Consider the following 16,057-nt stretch of genomic DNA (forward strand, 5'->3'; position numbering starts at 1 on the left):
GCTATCTCCTTAAACACTTTGTAGCAACGAATCAAAGATTGTCTGAGCAGCACGTATAAGCTGCGCTGAAGCCTGATATGCTTGTTGATACTGAACCAACTTCGCAGCTTCTTCATCCAAATTCACGCCCGCAATACTGGAACGTTGTTGCTTATTAGAATCCAAAACAGCTTTACCTGCTTGAGCATTAACTTGTGCTACCGCAGCTTCCGTACCGACACGCTCAACTGTTTGGCCATATTTATCTTGATACGATGCTCCCTCGACAGTTTTTGCAAACTGCAGATCCGACATCAGTAGTGCATTGCGGTTATCGGAAACACCGTCAGTATTCGCCCTAACCACGAATGTATCGTTAATATCTGGTTGATTACTGATTGTTAGCTCAAAGCCTGCTAGCTGAATAGATTGACCAGATACATACTGACCCACCTGGCGATCACCATCGTCATCAGTTAGCACGTAATAAGCTACATCTTCCGAGCTATCATGCTGCACTATAAATGAATCGCCAGCAGCAGCCCCTGTAATATCTAATGTCACGCCATAAGTAGCAGTAAGATCTAATTGAGTGCCCGTAAGTGCTACACCCGTTTGTGTCGTAGGTGGCACAGCTGAATCTGTAATATCGAAATTACCCGAGCCATCTTCGGTAATAGTTAAGGGGAATGTGATACCTGACATCACACTAAGATCTGTAACAGCAAGATTAGATGCAACGCCAGTATTTGTAGCGGCCGGTGAATCAACAACCTCCAATGCAGTTCGAAAACCAACATCGATAGGTGGTGTCATTTCATTCACAACCACAGACTGTGCAGCGTAGTCTTGATCGGTAATACTCACTGTTGCAACTGCAGTACCTGTGTTACCCGCATCTTCTGAAGTAGCTAACGGTGCGGCTAAAGCTAACTGACGAGCTTGATTCAATACCGTATCAATTTCAGAAGCAGCATTTCGAGTCGGTCTAATTAAAAATTTATCTCCTGTGGCAAAGCTACCAGCAGCATCCATAATGACAGTTACACCATCAATACGAAGCGTTAAATCACCGTTAGCTGCATCCAGATAAAACTCACCATCTTCATCAACTTCAGATGCGTTTGTCGGCGCTGGACCATTGGCATTTAAACTTGCTTGATTCCAACGCATCTCATCGCTACCACGAATCAACGTAAATTCTTGAGGGCCGCTAAAGATCAACTCATACTCAGTAGCCTGGACCTGACTTACATCACTTATAATCGCGCTGCCCGTCGTCGAAGATAAATTATCTCTTTCAGCCAAAACACGATTAGATGCTGCCGAGCCGGAATTAATGTCAGTAAACATCAATCCACCCGCATTACCATCTAGATCCATACCTTTTTGATGCTGTTCATTCATAGAATCAGCAAAAACTAACGCGATTCGACCTAATTCATCGAGCGTTTCATTCAGGGTATTTTCGCGGTAATCCAACATACCGCCGATCTTCCCCCCTGTAACTTGGTTGGTAATATCACCGACACTGTTACCAATTTGGATACCCAGATTAAGCTGACTACTATCGGCAGGACTCGTAATGGTATACAGGGTATTTGCACTCTGACCGACTACTAGCGGTTCACCATTTCCAACAAAAACACTAACTTCACCAGTATTGCCATCTTCAAGAGAGGTAAAACCAATATATTCAGAAAGCTCTTCTAGCTTTGCATCTCGTTGATCTAATAGTTCACTGGAAACATTACCAGCAGCTTTGGCAATACGAATATCATCATTAAGCTGAGCAATATTCCCTGCAATGGTATTGATCGTTGCAACATTACTCTCCAAACGACCATTAATCGTGTCGCTTTGGCGACGGATATTAGCGTCTAGATCGTTAAAACGCTGTACTAGCGCTTCTGATTGGGCAATAAACAATTCGCGATTTGGCAAACTCACAGGATCATCTACCGCGGTTTGAAGTGCCCCAAAATAATCGTCCATCGCTTTGGATATACTGGTCACATCAGATGCCATGAGGTTATCCAACTCATTAGCAAAATCTTCAAAAGCGTTATAACTGTTAAAAGTCGCGCTATCAGTCCAGATTTGACGGTTCAAAAAGGCATCAGCAACACGATCAATATCATCGATGGTAACCCCGCCCTGATCTTCGCGAGACAAAAACACTGGTCGCTGACGCGTATAACCTTCAGTATTAACGTTACTTATGTTCTGACCGGTAACAGAAAGAGCAGTCTGATTTGCCTGCAAACTCTGAGTCCCAAGTGTTAATAAACCAAAAGACATAATTGACTCCTTTTGAGGATCTTGTGCTACATCACTGAAGCGTCATTCAAGGAGAGCTGAGTAATAGGTTATCGGCTATTACTTAGCCCTCTTTAGTTGAGGAGCTTCGACTTGCTAGCAACTCACCATCAAAAATATTTCTAATCTTGTTGGCATATTCAGGATCGGTTGCATAACCGGCATCCTGTAACTGCCGAACATAATCATAAGGATCGCCCGCACTCTCCAGTGCCATCTTGTAACGTGGGCTATTTTTCAAAAATGAAACGTAATCTCTAAAGCTATCTTCATAGCTGTCATAACTACGGAAGAACGCTTTTTCCCTTTGCGCAACACCATCTCGATACTCAAGTGTAGAAACCTGAGCGCTATCACCATCCCAGCGCCTATCCGCTTTGATATTGAAGAGGTTATTGCTGTTACTACCATCAGGGGAACGAACCATAAACTTCCCCCACCCCGTTTCTAATGCTGCTTGAGCTAGCAATACACGAGGATCAACCCCCAATTCACCAGCCACCTTTTCAGCCAATGGCATCAGTTTTTCAACAAACTGTTCAGGTGATTCGAATCTATCTGGCAGCGCTTCATTAACCACTTTTGCAGCAGCATTTAATTGCTGCTCAAATACTTCCTTAACAGTGTTTTTCTGCTCTTCGGTTAGCGTGATACCTGGGGGATTTTCCTGGCCTTCTGCTTTAGCCAACAATGCCGATGCTGCGATTGAAGCAGCCTGATCAAAAGCCTGATCCAATTGACGGCTATTTAGATCTAGCGGTTTGATATCGGGACGACTCGGGCTATCCACTTTACCGCCAAGCTGGCGAACTAATACATCGGTTAAGCCGATGCCTTTTGATGAACTAGACAGCTCCATAGCAATCTGGTTGTCAAACATGCTTTGATACAGTTTGGTCTGACTACTATTCATAAAGTTGTCTTCACCAAATGCTGCATTTGCATCCCGCATCGACTTCAACAACATATTTACAAACAACTGCTCAAACTGCTGAGCTGCTTGGCGCAGACCTTCATCACTATTGGTTTTAGCTTGAGCTTTCAGTTTTTGAAGCTCAGCCAAATCTGAATAGAGTTGGGCATTACTGCCTGCACCTGTTTTAATCATTTAGATCACCACTAATTCTGCTTTCAGCGCACCAGCCTGCTTCAGCGCTTCTAAAATAGCCATCAAATCACCTGGAGCCGCCCCCACTTGATTGACCGCCTCAACGATATCTTGCAAGTTTGCACCTGGCGCAAACTCAAACATATGACCAGAACCTTCATCCACTTCGATGCCTGTACGAGGTGTAACCACTGTCTGACCGCCGCCTAATGGGTTTGGCTGGTTAACATCTACCGCTTCTGCGATAGCCACTGTTAGACCACCATGGGTAATAGCAACTGGGGAAACCTGAACGTTCTGACCAATAATGATGGTGCCTGTACGGGAGTTGATGACCACCTTAGCTGCATCTTTGGCAGGCTCAACATTTAGGTTTTCCAGAACAGATAGGAAAGATACTCGTTGAGATGGATCTCTCGGCGCACGAACACGGATAGACGTAGCATCCATCGAAGCCGCCATATTCGGTCCCAAAAGATGATTAATCTGCTCAGCTACACGACGGGAGGTTGTGAAATCTGGACGATGCAGATTTAAAACCAAGCTATCACCTTGATTAAAGCCACTTGGCACAGAACGCTCTACTGTTGCACCATTTGGCACTCGTCCAACGCTCGGTACATTTAGAGACAGTCTAGAACCATCAGCACCTTGAACACCGAAACCGGATACAACCAAATTACCTTGAGCAATGGCGTAAACCTGACCATCAGCACCTTTCAAAGGCGACATCAGCAAGCTACCACCGCGCAGACTCTTAGCATCGCCAATGGCTGACACTGTAATATCAATAGCCTGCCCTGGTTTAGCAAAAGCTGGTAGATCAGCATGGATAGCTACCGCCGCAACATTTTTTGATTTTGGATTTACAGATGACGGAATCGCCACTCCAAAGTTATTTAGCATGTTACGGAAAGTTTGCGAAGTAAATGACGTTTTATCACCTGTACCGTCTAGACCAACAACCAAACCATAACCAACTAGTTGGTTGGATCGCACACCTGAAATAGACACCATATCCTTAAGGCGACTTGGCGCAGCTTGTGTGTAAACGCTAAAAACAAGACTACTGATTAAGACTAAAATTAATTTCATAACGCCCCCCTTAGAACGGCATCAACGCGCCGATAAAGAAACGTGACATCCAACCCATCACATTCGTATCATGGACTGTACCTGTACCACTGTATGCAATACGTGCATCAGCCAGTTTGGTCGAAACAACGGTATTGTCAGACCCGATATCCTGAGGTCTAACCATGCCGCTAATACGAATATATTCATCACCTTGATTTAGAGTCAGCCATTTTTCACCTTTAACCAGCAAGACACCGTTAGGCATTACATCGTGAACAGTGACGGTGATATTGCCGCTCAGGTTGTTACTCATATCTGACTTGCCTTCACCATCAAATTCAGTAGTACTTGACGGCAAAGTAAAGCTAACTGGCTTGCCAAACGCTGTGACAGGTTCACCAAACGCTGTCGCTTGTTGCAATGAAGAAGAACCCGATTTATCAAGTTCGGTCTTAGCACTCTTTTGAGAACTCGTACTCTCTTCCAGCATAATAGTCAGAATGTCCCCAACTCGATGGGCACGACCATCACCATAAAGGTTGATACTTGTCGCTGAATTATAGATAGAGCCATTAACAGGTTTAGGCTGTGTCAGTGACTGAGGCATCACAGGTGCATATTCTGGATTATTTGGCTTAACTTGTTTCTGTACACAACCCGTTAACACAAAGCTGGTTGCAAGAATGCCTAATATTAATTTCTTCATTGCTTTCACCTAGCTATTTTAAAGCTGCTGGCTCACGAAGGAGAGCATCTCATCAGCTGTAGATATCACTTTGGAATTCATCTCATAGGCACGCTGGGTCGTAATCATATCAACCAGCTCTTCTACCGAATTCACGTTAGAACCCTCAAGTGCCCCCTGAATAAGCACAGCAGTGCCATTTTCACCTGGGTTGCTAATAACAGGCGCCCCACTAGAACCTGTTTCAGCATACAAATTTTGTCCTAATGCCTGTAACCCCTGAGGGTTTACAAAATCGGCTAGCTCTATTTGCCCTATCTGGGTTGGTTGAGGATTACCTGCGGTTACAACTTCAACCACTCCATCAGTACTAATCGAAAAGTTAACCACTTGTGCAGGAAGTGTGATTGCTGGCTCAATCGTATAGCCTTCTGCGGATACCAACTCATTATCGGCATTAAGATGTAGCTGACCATTTCGGGTATACCCGATATCACCGTTTGGCAAATTAACTTGCAAAAAACCTCGACCGTTAATCGCTACATCAAAGGCTTCATCAGTAATCTGAATATCACCTGTTTGAAAGATTTTTTGAGTGCCAACAGTTCGAACCCCCATACCAATCTGCAATCCAGAAGGCAACTGCGCTTCTTCTGCAGATTGAGCACCTGGCTGGCGGCGGATTTGATACATCAAATCTTCAAATACTAAATTATCTTTTTTAAAGCCAACCGTTGAAACGTTCGCTAAGTTGTTGGATATCACCTTCAGGTTGGTGTCCTGAGCGGTCATACCGGTTTTTGCTACATTTAATGCACCGTGCATCTACTTATCCTCAGGTGATTCTTAAGACATTTTCAAAATTGAAGCCGCTGTCTCAGAATTTTCTTCAGCGGTTTTCATCATTTTTATTTGCATCTCAAATTGACGGGATGTACTGATAATCCCAGTCAATTCACTCACAGCATTTACATTACTTGCTTCTAGAAAACCTGATCGGATACGTACATTAGCATCAGGCAACACAGCAGCCTGATTACCGGTAATCATCAAACCATCTGGTCCTTTAAATAGGGTTTGAGGATCTGGGTTTACTAGCTTGATTTGGTCTGCAACCAATAATTCAGCAGCATTATCACCTAGCGGCTGAATTGTGATCGTTCCGTTGGTCGCAATTTCAATATTTTCAAAAGGCGGTAAAACGATAGGAATTCCACCATTGCCCATTACCGGCAAACCACTGCCTGTTACTAACTGATTAGCGGCATTGATCTGCAGTGAACCGGCACGGGTAAACCCCTCTGTACCGTCAGCGCTAATCACAGATATCCAACCATCACCTGCAACTGCTAAATCTAACTGACGACCCGTTTCAATTAATGTACCGCTAGTTAAATCAGTAGCTGGACGCTCAGTTTGTGCATAGACACGGGAAGCATGCCCCTCGCCAAACACCTGCATTGCCCTTGCCTGCGCCAGGTCTGCCTTAAAGCCGGTAGTATTGGCATTCGCAAGGTTATTGGCATGAGCTTGCTGTGCGAGCATATTCTCTCTCGCGCCGCTCATTGCTAAATAAAGAACCTTATCCATCTGTTATTTCCACTCTGGGCAGCTTAGCTGCGCTTCTTACAAGTAAAATACTAATAACAGACACAATGCAATCAACGTGCCAAAAACAAAAAAGGCCGCATTAGCGGCCTTTTTATTTTTTTAGGTGTACTAGATCAATTAGATCTGAAGAATATTCTGGGTCACTGTATTCAGCGTTTCCAATGTCTTAGAGTTTGCCTGGAAGTTACGTTGTGCTTCGATCAAGGAAACAAGCTCAGCAGACAGGTCTACGTTGGATTGCTCCAAAGCGGCTGACTGAAGCGTACCGTTCAAACCAGTACCTGGCGGGTTAACGATCGCATCGCCAGAAGTTAGCGTTGCAGTCCACTCTGTATCTCCAGCTGGCTGTAGGCCAGACTGGTTTTCAAAGGTTGCTATAGCCACCACACCCAAATCTTGGTTCTGGCCATTAGAGAAACTTGCAACCATCTCACCCGTACCACTGAAAGTAACCCCTATTAGGTCCCCTTTGGTATAACCATCTTGCGCAGACGCTTTCACAATAGACGCAGATGCGAACTGAGTAGTGTTGGTGATATCTAACTCAATTACCGTTGTTGAATCAGCTGGGTCAGCACCTTGAATAGTGATTGAAGGTACGATTGCACCTGCAGAGAATTGATCACCATTGATACCGGTTAACAAACCATTAGATGGGTTGAACTTAACCAATATAGGACCTGGCTCTGTACCAGAACCCGCTTCACCTGGATCTAACGCCTTGCCAATATCCAATTGTTCCGTACCATTTAGGTACGCATACATACGGTAAACACCTTGGAAAGAGTTATCGCCTTCCTTAACTACAGGCGCAGCAAATGGCGATGTACCGGTTGTAGCGGTAATGGTTAACGCTTGGCTAGGTACTATATCACCGGCTTCGGCTTTATAAGTAATGCGAATACTTTTATTAACATTATCGTAGATTACCGATTCAACATTTGGATTAGCATCCAAAATTTTCGCTTCAGAAGCCGTAATTGCAGCACCAATCTGATCATCCGTAGAACCTGCTGTTAATGTAGGTATTGTGATTCCACCAATTTCGAGTACCAAGTCTGCCCCAATAGGAGATGTTGTTATATCGAAATCATAAGTTTCATTTGCAGCGATTTCTGCTGCTTCTGTAACAGCTACCGTACCACTAACTTGCACTAAATCCGGTTCTGGAAATTCAGATTTAAAGCGAATAATGAAATCACTGGAATCCGTAGTAACTTCAATGCTTTGAATACGTGGATCACCTGTCACCGGGTCAGTTAAAGCATCAAAGAAGGTACCTGAAGTAAGGCTTGTTCCAGCAGCTGCATCTAACTCTGCTATATGAGCAGCAGTAACAGTCACACCAGAAATAGTGTCAGTGGCAACCAATCCTGTCAGTTGTTGTTGCGCCTGAACAGGTCGTGCCTCAGCCATATTAAATTTAATTGTATGCTCATTACCTAGACTATCAAAAGTTCTCACCGTTGTACTGTAGGTAAATGAACCCGGCTCATCCTTATCATAGTCAGGCAGCAACTCTGCCGCATCTTCACGGGAATCGATGTTAAAAGACAGATCAATTTCTTCAGTAGCCTTTGGCGGACTCTCTTTCTGTGTTACAGATAGGTTCCCGATTGGCAAACGGTTGCCCTCGGAATCCAAACCATATCCCTGTAGGAAGCTACCTGTTTTAGAAACAATAAAACCGTTTTTATCTAGCTCAAACGAACCTGCACGGGTATAAGTCGTACCACCTTGGCCATCATCCAGCTGGAAGAAACCTGAACCATTAATCGCCAGATCCAAGTTATTGTTAGTAAACTCAATAGTACCTGCCTGAAAGTCTTGCGCGATATCAGTTACTGTTACACCAGCACCTGCCACGTTTGATGAGCCGGCACCAACAACTGCTGTTGCATAGATATCACCAAATTCAGTACGTGAAGATTTAAAACCTACTGTACTCGCGTTTGCAATATTGTTACCTGTTACATCAAGGTCCGTAGTGGCCGCTTTCAGACCGGTTACCGCTGTATTAAAACCTGCCATCTTCTTATCCTCACACGCCGATCTGTTTCACATCGCTGATATCAAATGTGCCAGCTGTTGTGTTCACTTTCATACCAATACCATTTTCACCCAGAGTCACACTGTTAACTCTATAAGCCATACTGGTATCAACCGCTTGATATTCATTGTCTTCGAGACGTTCAACCACGAATGTATAATCCCCTGGAGGATGTTCCGGATTACCGTCTTCATCAAATTGCATCTGCCAAGCAAACTCATGCTCTCCCTGTCCAACAGCACCAAGTTGCATGTTGTCAACCAAAGTTCCACTTGAGTTATAAACCTTAATGCGAACTTCTGAGGCACTGGTTTCCAGATTAAATGCGCCCTTAGCAAATGGGTTCATCAGAGTCCCCACTTCAGATGTGTCACCAGGGATAAACACTGACTGACCAACCATCGACGATGCCTGCAATGCCGCCTGACTCGACAGCATAGCCTGAGACGTTTCTGTAACCGTCTGGTTAAGATTATTGATACTCTCAACCTGCGACATAGTCGCAATCTGCTGCATAAAGTCAGTTGTATCAGCGGGGCTAGACGGGTCTTGATTCTGCAGCTGAGCAATCATCAAACGCATGAACATATCGCTATCTTCTTGCGTCTGGCTCTTCTGCGTACTGTTAGATTGATTAGCCCTGTTTATCTGATCAAAAACGTTTTGATTTACGCCATTAACATTACTCATGGCTTAAAACCTCGTTATTTAAATTACTGCTGCCCAAGTCTGATAGTCTGCTGAAGCATCTGCTTGGCAGTATTCATAATCTCGGTATTAATCTGGAAAGAACGAGAAGCCGAAATCATATCCGCCATCTCTTCTACAACATTCACATTAGGGTAATAAACAAATCCCTGCTCATCAGCCATCGGGTGCGCAGGGTTATATTCTTGGCGAAGTTCAGCTTCGCTTTCCACAATACCCAAAACCTGTACGCCCTGACCGGCTGCAATGCCAAACTCATTATCTGGTTCAGCCAAAGGGTCTACTTGCTGTACAGCAAAAACTGGTTTTCGTGCTCTATAGGTCTCATCAAGGCTAGAGCTAATACTTTCCGCATTTGCCATATTACTAGCTGTTGTATTTAAGCGGATTGTTTGCGCGTTCATAGCCGAACCAGCGATACCAAAAACATTACTCAATGACATGATTATTCACCCTTAATCGCTGATTTAAGACCTGTAAATTTCTTATTTAGGAAATGAAATGACGTCTGATAATCCAAGGCATTTTCAGTGTAACGAGCCATCTCTTGCTGAACTTCTACCGTGTTACCATCTACCGATGCTTGATTAGGGATTCGAAACATCATATCAGCCGCTAGATCAGGCTCTAGCAACTCCGTGTTGTGCCCTGCCACAGTAGCAACCTGTTTTACATTCATTTTAGTCGACACATGCTCTAACGCTTCAGCAAACTCAATATCTCTTGCTTTAAAATTAGGAGTATCAGCATTAGCGATATTGTTAGCTAAAACCTCTGCACGACGAGCACGGTGCATTAGTGCGTCATCGTGAATTCCCAAAGCTGCATCAAAACTAATTGCCATTTCATTGCCTCATTTAATATTACTCCCAATAAAGCAAACTGCATGCCAAACAAATAAAATCCTTTTTTTTCAATAACATAACAATTTTAGGCGTGTATTAATCACCACTTACCGTCTAAAAACGGCAAACTAAAACCGCCTAATTGCCGCTGACGGCAAGGGAAATTAACTCAATAGAAAAGAGGCAATAAAAAAGCCGCTTACCTTAGGCAAGCGGCTTTTTCGTAAACGGATTGATCTATCTGACTAAATAGCTTGATAAATAATACCTGGTCGGCAATGAATCATTTTGTATTTATCGGACAGGCCAGAAAGGAACTCAGAAGCACCTAGTATCAGGTAACCTCCAGGCTTCAAAACGCCATGCATCTTGGACAAGATCTCAGTTTTCTTTTCACTGGAGAAATAGATCAACACATTTCGGCAGAAAATCACATCAAATTTACCCATCGACGAGTATTGCCCAAGCAAATTAATGCTCTGAAATCTTACTTTTGATTTGATTTCAGGTTTTACGGCCCAACTGCCGTTGGACGTTTCACGGAAGTGTTGGGTAAGGCGCTCTTGTGACAAGCCTCTACCTATTGCCAACATTTCGTACTCACCACGACGGGCTTGTTCTAGTACTTGAGTAGAGATATCTGTGGCAACAATCTCTTCGGAAGCCAATTTACCCGGTGTTTTTTTCTTAAATTCATCCAGCGTCATACTGATTGAATAAGGCTCTTGACCTGTAGAACAAGCTGCTGACCATATTCGAATTTTGTTCGAACCAACACCCTGCCCTAACATTTCAGGCACAATACGATCACGCAAAATATCAAAAGGATGAACATCTCTAAACCATAAGGTTTCATTCGTTGTCATCGCATCGATTACTTGCTCACGCAAACGCTTAGATGTAGGGCTTTGTAGTTTAGTAATCAGCTCTTTAAGTCCAGGACAGTTATTTTCCTGAACAATTTTTCCTAAACGACTTTGTACTAGATATTGTTTATGTTTCGCAAGCAATATCCCACTACTATCTTCAAGGAAGCGACTGAACAACTCAAAGTCAGCATCCGTGATCGTAAAGTTTGATCTACCGGAAATACTCATGGAAAGAGTAATACCCCTACCTGTGCCTTATTATTTTTCTACTTGCTGGATACGCTGTACGACAGCTGTTGCAAGATCATCAGGGTTAAACTTAGCTAGGAAACCATCCGCTCCTACTTTTTTAACCATAGACACGTTGAAGCCGCCCGACAAGGATGTATGTAAAACCACATGCATATTACTCATACGCTCATCTTCACGAATCATTGACGTCAAGGTATATCCATCCATCTCTGGCATCTCTATATCCGAAATAACCATCAGGAAGTGAGTCGTTACATCAGTTCCACGATCTGCCATATCACGCAATAAGTCCCACGCCATACGACCGTTATTGCATGAGGTCACCTTGATGCCCAAATTTTCCAAACTTCTTTGCATCTGATTGCGGGCTACAGACGAATCATCAACTATCAGTATTTGATGTTCACGAGCTTTTTCACGAACCTTGTCATCTGCAACATCCTTACTAACCTCTGTTGGCATTGGATACAGATCTGCAAGTATCTGCTCTACATCTAATATTTCAATCAGCTTACCTTCGTACTCAAAGATAGCTGTCAGATAGTTTTCTACGCCAATCTCAGTAGGAGGAGCCATAATTTGGTCCCACTGAGTATTCAAGATGCGGTCAACTTTGCGAACTAAGAATGCAAGCGTTCGGCGGTTATACTCAGCAACGATCAAGAAGCACTCTTGCCTTTGCTCATAAGGAACAGTTTGACGACCAACAGCCTCAGACAGATCCAACACTGGAATTGTCTCGCCGCGGATATGCGCCATACCTTTAATAGCGGAAGTCTGACGAGGCACCTCGGTAAGTTCCGGGCACTGTAAAACTTCACGCACTTTAAAAACGTTGATGCCATATTGTTGCTCTGACTCCAAAGCAAACAATAATAATTCCAACCGGTTCTGCCCTACCATTTGGGTACGCAGGTTTACACTATCTAGGATACCTGACATGATCTAATAATCCCGTAGAGATTAAATCTATTCTGTTTGTACGCTGTTACATAAACATAATGTTAGTTACAACAACGTGAATAAGCATAATTTAACACGACTTTTCCTCCTAACCACTGTTCTTTTGGCCTCTTTCGGTGCTTTAGCAGCCGATCAAACCGAAAAGTTAGAGCAGGAGGCGCTACTTTTTCTGCAAGAACACTACAAAAAAACCAAGCCCGATGCGCGTACTGAGATCAAACTTAACCCGATTAGCCGAAAAATCAAACTAAAAAACTGCCAACAACCCTTAGAATTTCAATCACCTAAGGGAAATGGAAGCAGAATTACCTTTCGAGCCCGATGCCCCTCTCCTATGTGGCAGCTGTTTGTTACAGCACAAGTTAAACTCTATGGAACAGCTGTTGTTAGTAGCACAAGCCTTCCAAGAAACACGAATCTTGGTACTCAACACATCCATAGAGCCGAAGTTGACATAACCAATTTACGATCAGCCTATTTTCTTCGCACTGAAGAAATTATAGGCTGGACTACGAAAAGAAGTATTGCTGCAGGCACAATTTTTACAGCTTCCATGCTAAAGCCGCCTTTAGCTGTGTCTCGAGGGAATGCAGTGATCATCGAGGCAAAGCGCAGCGGAATTTCAATCAGGGCAGCAGGCACGGCACTTCAAGATGGCGCGATTGGTCAGCAGATTAAGGTTAAAAATGATCGTTCTGGAAATATTGTAAAGGCTGTAGTTATTGAGCCTGGCCTAGTTCGCACCCCATAAGCAGCAAGCAATCCAACATGGTGTCATTTGGTTGCAACTGCTATACTCGAATTTATTAAAGAAAAAAAATATTTTTTTCTAAAGTTTCCAAATAAGCCGCCGATAAGCTGGTTCAGATACAAGTTTGAGGACGGAAAAATGATTAACGACATCACGGGCCTGTCATCGTCGCAGACGAATAGCACTCGTGCACGAGCAGGCGAAGGCAATGCCACCAAAGCTGGTAGCAATGACGCCCCTGCGCAGTCTCCGTCCAGTAAAGGTGATACAGTTAAACTCAGCAATGCAGCTCAGACACTGCAGAATGTTGAAAAACAACTGGCCAATGCACCTGATGTGGACAGCGAGCGTGTCGAGCGACTAAAACAAGAAATTGAAAGTGGCAGCTATCAAATCAATGCTGAACGTGTAGCAGAGAAGATGCTGAACTTCGATAGCCTATTGTAAATTTCGCTATGACCGAACAACAACATATAGAACTGGATACCCTGCTCAAGCAGGGTATTTTGCTTTTAGAATCACTTAATACTATTTACGACAGAGAGCTTGAAGCACTCAGCAGTAAAGATCTTGAGCAATTAAGTGATATCACCCAAGAAAAAATGGGCGTAATTAACAATTTCCATAATTTTACTTTGGAGCGTGTCGCTCTATTAAAGTCTTTTGGAATTGAGATCGACTCAGAGGATTACTCCACGCCAGAGAATAAAACTGCGGCAGCAGAGCAAACCAATGCTATTTATGCTGAAATTAAAAAGCACCTAAAAGAACTCCAGCATAAAAATAAGCGCAACGAACAAGCAATCTATCGTAATCAGCAGAATGTAAATCAATTACTCGCCATTGTCCGTGGCCATAAGAAACAAGATCAACTCTACGGTAAGGCTGGCGCCTCAAAACTGTACAAAGCACAAAGCAGCTTAGGCAAAGCTTAAACTGCTTTGACCCTTCTATACCTAGTGACTCGATAATAAAATCTCGCTAGAATCTCGAGAATTATATAAGCATGTCCCAGTAGCTCAGCTGGATAGAGCGGTCCCCTCCTAAGGGACAGGCCAGGGGTTCGAATCCTCTCTGGGACGCCATTTTAGTTACAATTTATCGTAACAAATTACCCAAAGAGCCTTTCGGCAACAGGGCGACATCATGGCTTAAATATCGCTTTAGCTGGTGCTGCTTATCAAGCTCAATACCTTCTAAACTACAACGCTCAGATAGCTTCAGGTAACGCTGGACCATTTTAATACGCTCCTCACGCTTCTCTTTACTATCTCTAGCCGTTTCCAAGAATAGCTGGGCTAGATTCAACAAAGCATTAACGTTGCTTGAATCGTATTCTGTCGCTAAACCAAAATACTTGAGTGCCTGAGGCATCTTGCCTGATAAATAATGCTTCACACCCAAACGATTAACTTTGATACTCATATCTGGATCATGTTTCTTACCAGGAACTTTCTTCGGCTTGGCCGCAGGCTCCAGTATTGGAACCGCATCACCCATTACACCGAGAAGCTCTCGATCAAGATCTAGGGGCACAGCCAGCTCTGAGTTAATCCGCTGAGCATCCCTCGTGGCTTTATTAGCAGCATCGGTATCCCCTACCTGATGATACATTTCACTTTTCAAAAGAGATGCTCGGACTTGCAACTGTTCATCACGGGGAAAGGCTTGATAAGCTTGCGAAATGGTATGCTCAAACTCATTAAAGAGTTCAACAGCCATACCACCATTTGCATTTTGAGCTTCTAGCCGCTTTACATTTGCTAGACGAAGATAAGGATCAGGAGATTTATAACAGCTGCGCCGACCTAGGAGGATAGACTTCTTATAAGCCCCACCCGCCATATCTAGTTGTTTCGTTTGTGTAGCTAAACGCCCCAATTCCATTTGACGAGGAATACCCATTGGAGACTTTTGTGTCGCTTCAGCAACGGCCTCCCTTGCTTGATCTAAATCCCCTTCTTTCTCATGGGTCAGAGCAAGCAAATCATATGCAGCAATCAGCAAGGGATACTCTGCTATAAGCTCTAGTAGGAGAGCCTTTGCTTCTTTGAACTGCTCCTGCTGCAGCATAGCTTCTGCCCAAACAATACCAGCCTCTTTATCATGACTCTTCCAATATTGTTTTTCAGCAACTTGAGCACTCTCTTTAGATCTATGAAACTTAAGCAGCAAACGAGCAAGAATCAGCTGAGCTTCATCGTATTCTGGATCATAAGAAGCAAAGTTATGCTGGCAAAATGTAATAGCTGCCGGAAGATCACCAATTTCTAAGGCATCATCTACTGGCTTAAAAACGGACTTCCGATAAAGAATGTTATCCAAGCGATGTTTTAATTCATCCACCGAGAATGGCTTCATAATCATATCATCAGGACGACTATCAATTGCGTGCAGTACGACTTCTTGAGAGGCATCACTGGTCATAAAGATCCAGCAAGCAGTAGGCTTTATAAAACCTCGATAACGACACTCTTCCAATAATTGGATACCCGTGACACTATCATTTACATTATGACCGAGAAGAATAACATCGTAGTTATTCTCAGAAATTTCATTTAAAACTCGGTCATTGATAGTAACCGCCTTGAGATTGGCAACCCCCATACTCCTCAGCATATAGAAGATAGTAGACCGCATGTTGCCACTGCTTTCTATCAGTAGAACTTGCTTATCAGAATAATCTACTTTCGCCACTCAACCGTCCATATACGCAAAAAGGATATTTGAAGTATAAAAGCCTATTCGATATGACAAAAGCATTTCCTGCAAACAAAAAAAAGCACCGGGTGTAGGGTGAACACTCGATGCCAAGACAGTTCTATGCTGTGACAACCATC

The 16,057-nt window shown here is 43.6% G+C and carries 16 protein-coding genes and 1 tRNA gene; 4 read left to right on the forward strand and 13 right to left on the reverse strand.

Annotated elements, in window-relative coordinates; genetic code table 11:
* Positions 1–9 precede the first annotated feature (9 nt).
* The 12 genes from flgK to ACMXYX_RS14725 all read right to left on the reverse strand — a co-directional run bounded on the left by flgK (position 10) and on the right by ACMXYX_RS14725 (position 12,445).
* Complete coding sequence (flgK, locus tag ACMXYX_RS14670; protein ID WP_415896959.1) at positions 10–2,280, reverse strand: flagellar hook-associated protein FlgK; 2,271 nt, start codon at positions 2,278–2,280, stop codon at positions 10–12.
* A gap of 82 nt (positions 2,281–2,362) precedes the next feature.
* Positions 2,363–3,406 (reverse strand): flagellar assembly peptidoglycan hydrolase FlgJ, encoded by a 1,044-nt coding sequence (flgJ, locus tag ACMXYX_RS14675; protein WP_415896960.1) that lies wholly within the window; start codon positions 3,404–3,406, stop codon positions 2,363–2,365.
* A complete protein-coding gene (locus tag ACMXYX_RS14680; protein ID WP_415896961.1) occupies positions 3,407–4,501 on the reverse strand; it encodes a flagellar basal body P-ring protein FlgI in 1,095 nt (364 codons plus the stop codon). It lies immediately after the preceding gene.
* A gap of 10 nt (positions 4,502–4,511) precedes the next feature.
* Positions 4,512–5,189, reverse strand: a complete 678-nt coding sequence (gene flgH, locus ACMXYX_RS14685; protein ID WP_415896962.1) for a flagellar basal body L-ring protein FlgH — start codon at positions 5,187–5,189, stop codon at positions 4,512–4,514.
* 18 nt (positions 5,190–5,207) lie between these two features.
* A complete protein-coding gene (gene flgG / locus ACMXYX_RS14690; protein WP_415896963.1) occupies positions 5,208–5,993 on the reverse strand; it encodes a flagellar basal-body rod protein FlgG in 786 nt (261 codons plus the stop codon).
* A gap of 21 nt (positions 5,994–6,014) precedes the next feature.
* Positions 6,015–6,758: a flagellar basal body rod protein FlgF gene (locus ACMXYX_RS14695; protein ID WP_415896964.1), complete on the reverse strand. Its 744-nt coding sequence runs from the start codon at positions 6,756–6,758 to the stop codon at positions 6,015–6,017.
* A 138-nt stretch (positions 6,759–6,896) separates the two neighbouring features.
* A complete protein-coding gene (locus ACMXYX_RS14700; RefSeq protein WP_415882402.1) occupies positions 6,897–8,810 on the reverse strand; it encodes a flagellar hook protein FlgE in 1,914 nt (637 codons plus the stop codon).
* A gap of 10 nt (positions 8,811–8,820) precedes the next feature.
* Positions 8,821–9,519, reverse strand: coding sequence for a flagellar hook assembly protein FlgD (locus tag ACMXYX_RS14705; RefSeq protein ID WP_415896965.1), 699 nt, complete (start codon positions 9,517–9,519; stop codon positions 8,821–8,823).
* 23 nt (positions 9,520–9,542) lie between these two features.
* On the reverse strand, positions 9,543–9,980 hold the full coding sequence (flgC, locus tag ACMXYX_RS14710) for a flagellar basal body rod protein FlgC (protein ID WP_415896966.1): 438 nt from the start codon (positions 9,978–9,980) through the stop codon (positions 9,543–9,545).
* Between the two features lie 2 nt (positions 9,981–9,982).
* Positions 9,983–10,381 (reverse strand): flagellar basal body rod protein FlgB, encoded by a 399-nt coding sequence (flgB, locus tag ACMXYX_RS14715; RefSeq protein WP_415896967.1) that lies wholly within the window; start codon positions 10,379–10,381, stop codon positions 9,983–9,985.
* A gap of 246 nt (positions 10,382–10,627) precedes the next feature.
* Positions 10,628–11,479, reverse strand: coding sequence for a CheR family methyltransferase (locus tag ACMXYX_RS14720; protein WP_415896968.1), 852 nt, complete (start codon positions 11,477–11,479; stop codon positions 10,628–10,630).
* A 30-nt stretch (positions 11,480–11,509) separates the two neighbouring features.
* Positions 11,510–12,445 carry a chemotaxis protein CheV gene (locus ACMXYX_RS14725; protein ID WP_415882407.1) on the reverse strand — a complete coding sequence of 312 codons (936 nt, stop codon included), beginning with the start codon at positions 12,443–12,445 and terminating at the stop codon, positions 11,510–11,512.
* A 76-nt stretch (positions 12,446–12,521) separates the two neighbouring features.
* Here ACMXYX_RS14725 and flgA point away from each other — a divergent pair, with 76 nt between their 5' ends.
* The 4 genes from flgA (at position 12,522) to ACMXYX_RS14745 (ending at position 14,302) form a co-directional block, all read left to right on the forward strand.
* The gene (flgA, locus tag ACMXYX_RS14730; protein ID WP_415896969.1) at positions 12,522–13,217 is read left to right on the forward strand and encodes a flagellar basal body P-ring formation chaperone FlgA; all 696 of its coding nucleotides are present in this window, start codon (positions 12,522–12,524) and stop codon (positions 13,215–13,217) included.
* A 138-nt stretch (positions 13,218–13,355) separates the two neighbouring features.
* Complete coding sequence (gene flgM / locus ACMXYX_RS14735) at positions 13,356–13,664, forward strand: flagellar biosynthesis anti-sigma factor FlgM (protein WP_415896970.1); 309 nt, start codon at positions 13,356–13,358, stop codon at positions 13,662–13,664.
* An 8-nt stretch (positions 13,665–13,672) separates the two neighbouring features.
* Entirely contained in the window at positions 13,673–14,152 is a 480-nt protein-coding gene (locus ACMXYX_RS14740; protein WP_415896971.1) for a flagella synthesis protein FlgN, read from the forward strand.
* 73 nt (positions 14,153–14,225) lie between these two features.
* Positions 14,226–14,302: transfer RNA gene (locus ACMXYX_RS14745), tRNA-Arg, on the forward strand.
* 13 nt (positions 14,303–14,315) lie between these two features.
* Here the strand turns inward: ACMXYX_RS14745 and ACMXYX_RS14750 are convergent.
* Positions 14,316–15,914, reverse strand: coding sequence for a response regulator (locus ACMXYX_RS14750; RefSeq protein WP_415882411.1), 1,599 nt, complete (start codon positions 15,912–15,914; stop codon positions 14,316–14,318).
* Positions 15,915–16,057 lie beyond the last annotated feature (143 nt).

The organism is Neptuniibacter sp. QD72_48, from assembly GCF_047778065.1.
Taxonomy (GTDB): Bacteria; Pseudomonadota; Gammaproteobacteria; order Pseudomonadales; family Balneatricaceae; genus Neptuniibacter.

Excerpts from the sequence above, each read along its gene's own strand:
- flgC (WP_415896966.1), bottom strand. The coding sequence starts at position 9,980 with ATGTCATTGAGTAATGTTTTTGGTATCGCTGGTTCGGCTATGAACGCG.
- ACMXYX_RS14725 (WP_415882407.1), bottom strand. The coding sequence starts at position 12,445 with ATGTCAGGTATCCTAGATAGTGTAAACCTGCGTACCCAAATGGTAGGG.
- flgJ (WP_415896960.1), bottom strand. The coding sequence starts at position 3,406 with ATGATTAAAACAGGTGCAGGCAGTAATGCCCAACTCTATTCAGATTTG.
- flgG (WP_415896963.1), bottom strand. The coding sequence starts at position 5,993 with ATGCACGGTGCATTAAATGTAGCAAAAACCGGTATGACCGCTCAGGAC.
- ACMXYX_RS14705 (WP_415896965.1), bottom strand. The coding sequence starts at position 9,519 with ATGAGTAATGTTAATGGCGTAAATCAAAACGTTTTTGATCAGATAAAC.
- ACMXYX_RS14740 (WP_415896971.1), top strand. The coding sequence starts at position 13,673 with ATGACCGAACAACAACATATAGAACTGGATACCCTGCTCAAGCAGGGT.
- ACMXYX_RS14680 (WP_415896961.1), bottom strand. The coding sequence starts at position 4,501 with ATGAAATTAATTTTAGTCTTAATCAGTAGTCTTGTTTTTAGCGTTTAC.
- ACMXYX_RS14695 (WP_415896964.1), bottom strand. The coding sequence starts at position 6,758 with ATGGATAAGGTTCTTTATTTAGCAATGAGCGGCGCGAGAGAGAATATG.
- flgM (WP_415896970.1), top strand. The coding sequence starts at position 13,356 with ATGATTAACGACATCACGGGCCTGTCATCGTCGCAGACGAATAGCACT.
- flgB (WP_415896967.1), bottom strand. The coding sequence starts at position 10,381 with ATGGCAATTAGTTTTGATGCAGCTTTGGGAATTCACGATGACGCACTA.
- ACMXYX_RS14700 (WP_415882402.1), bottom strand. The coding sequence starts at position 8,810 with ATGGCAGGTTTTAATACAGCGGTAACCGGTCTGAAAGCGGCCACTACG.
- flgK (WP_415896959.1), bottom strand. The coding sequence starts at position 2,280 with ATGTCTTTTGGTTTATTAACACTTGGGACTCAGAGTTTGCAGGCAAAT.
- ACMXYX_RS14720 (WP_415896968.1), bottom strand. The coding sequence starts at position 11,479 with ATGAGTATTTCCGGTAGATCAAACTTTACGATCACGGATGCTGACTTT.
- flgH (WP_415896962.1), bottom strand. The coding sequence starts at position 5,189 with ATGAAGAAATTAATATTAGGCATTCTTGCAACCAGCTTTGTGTTAACG.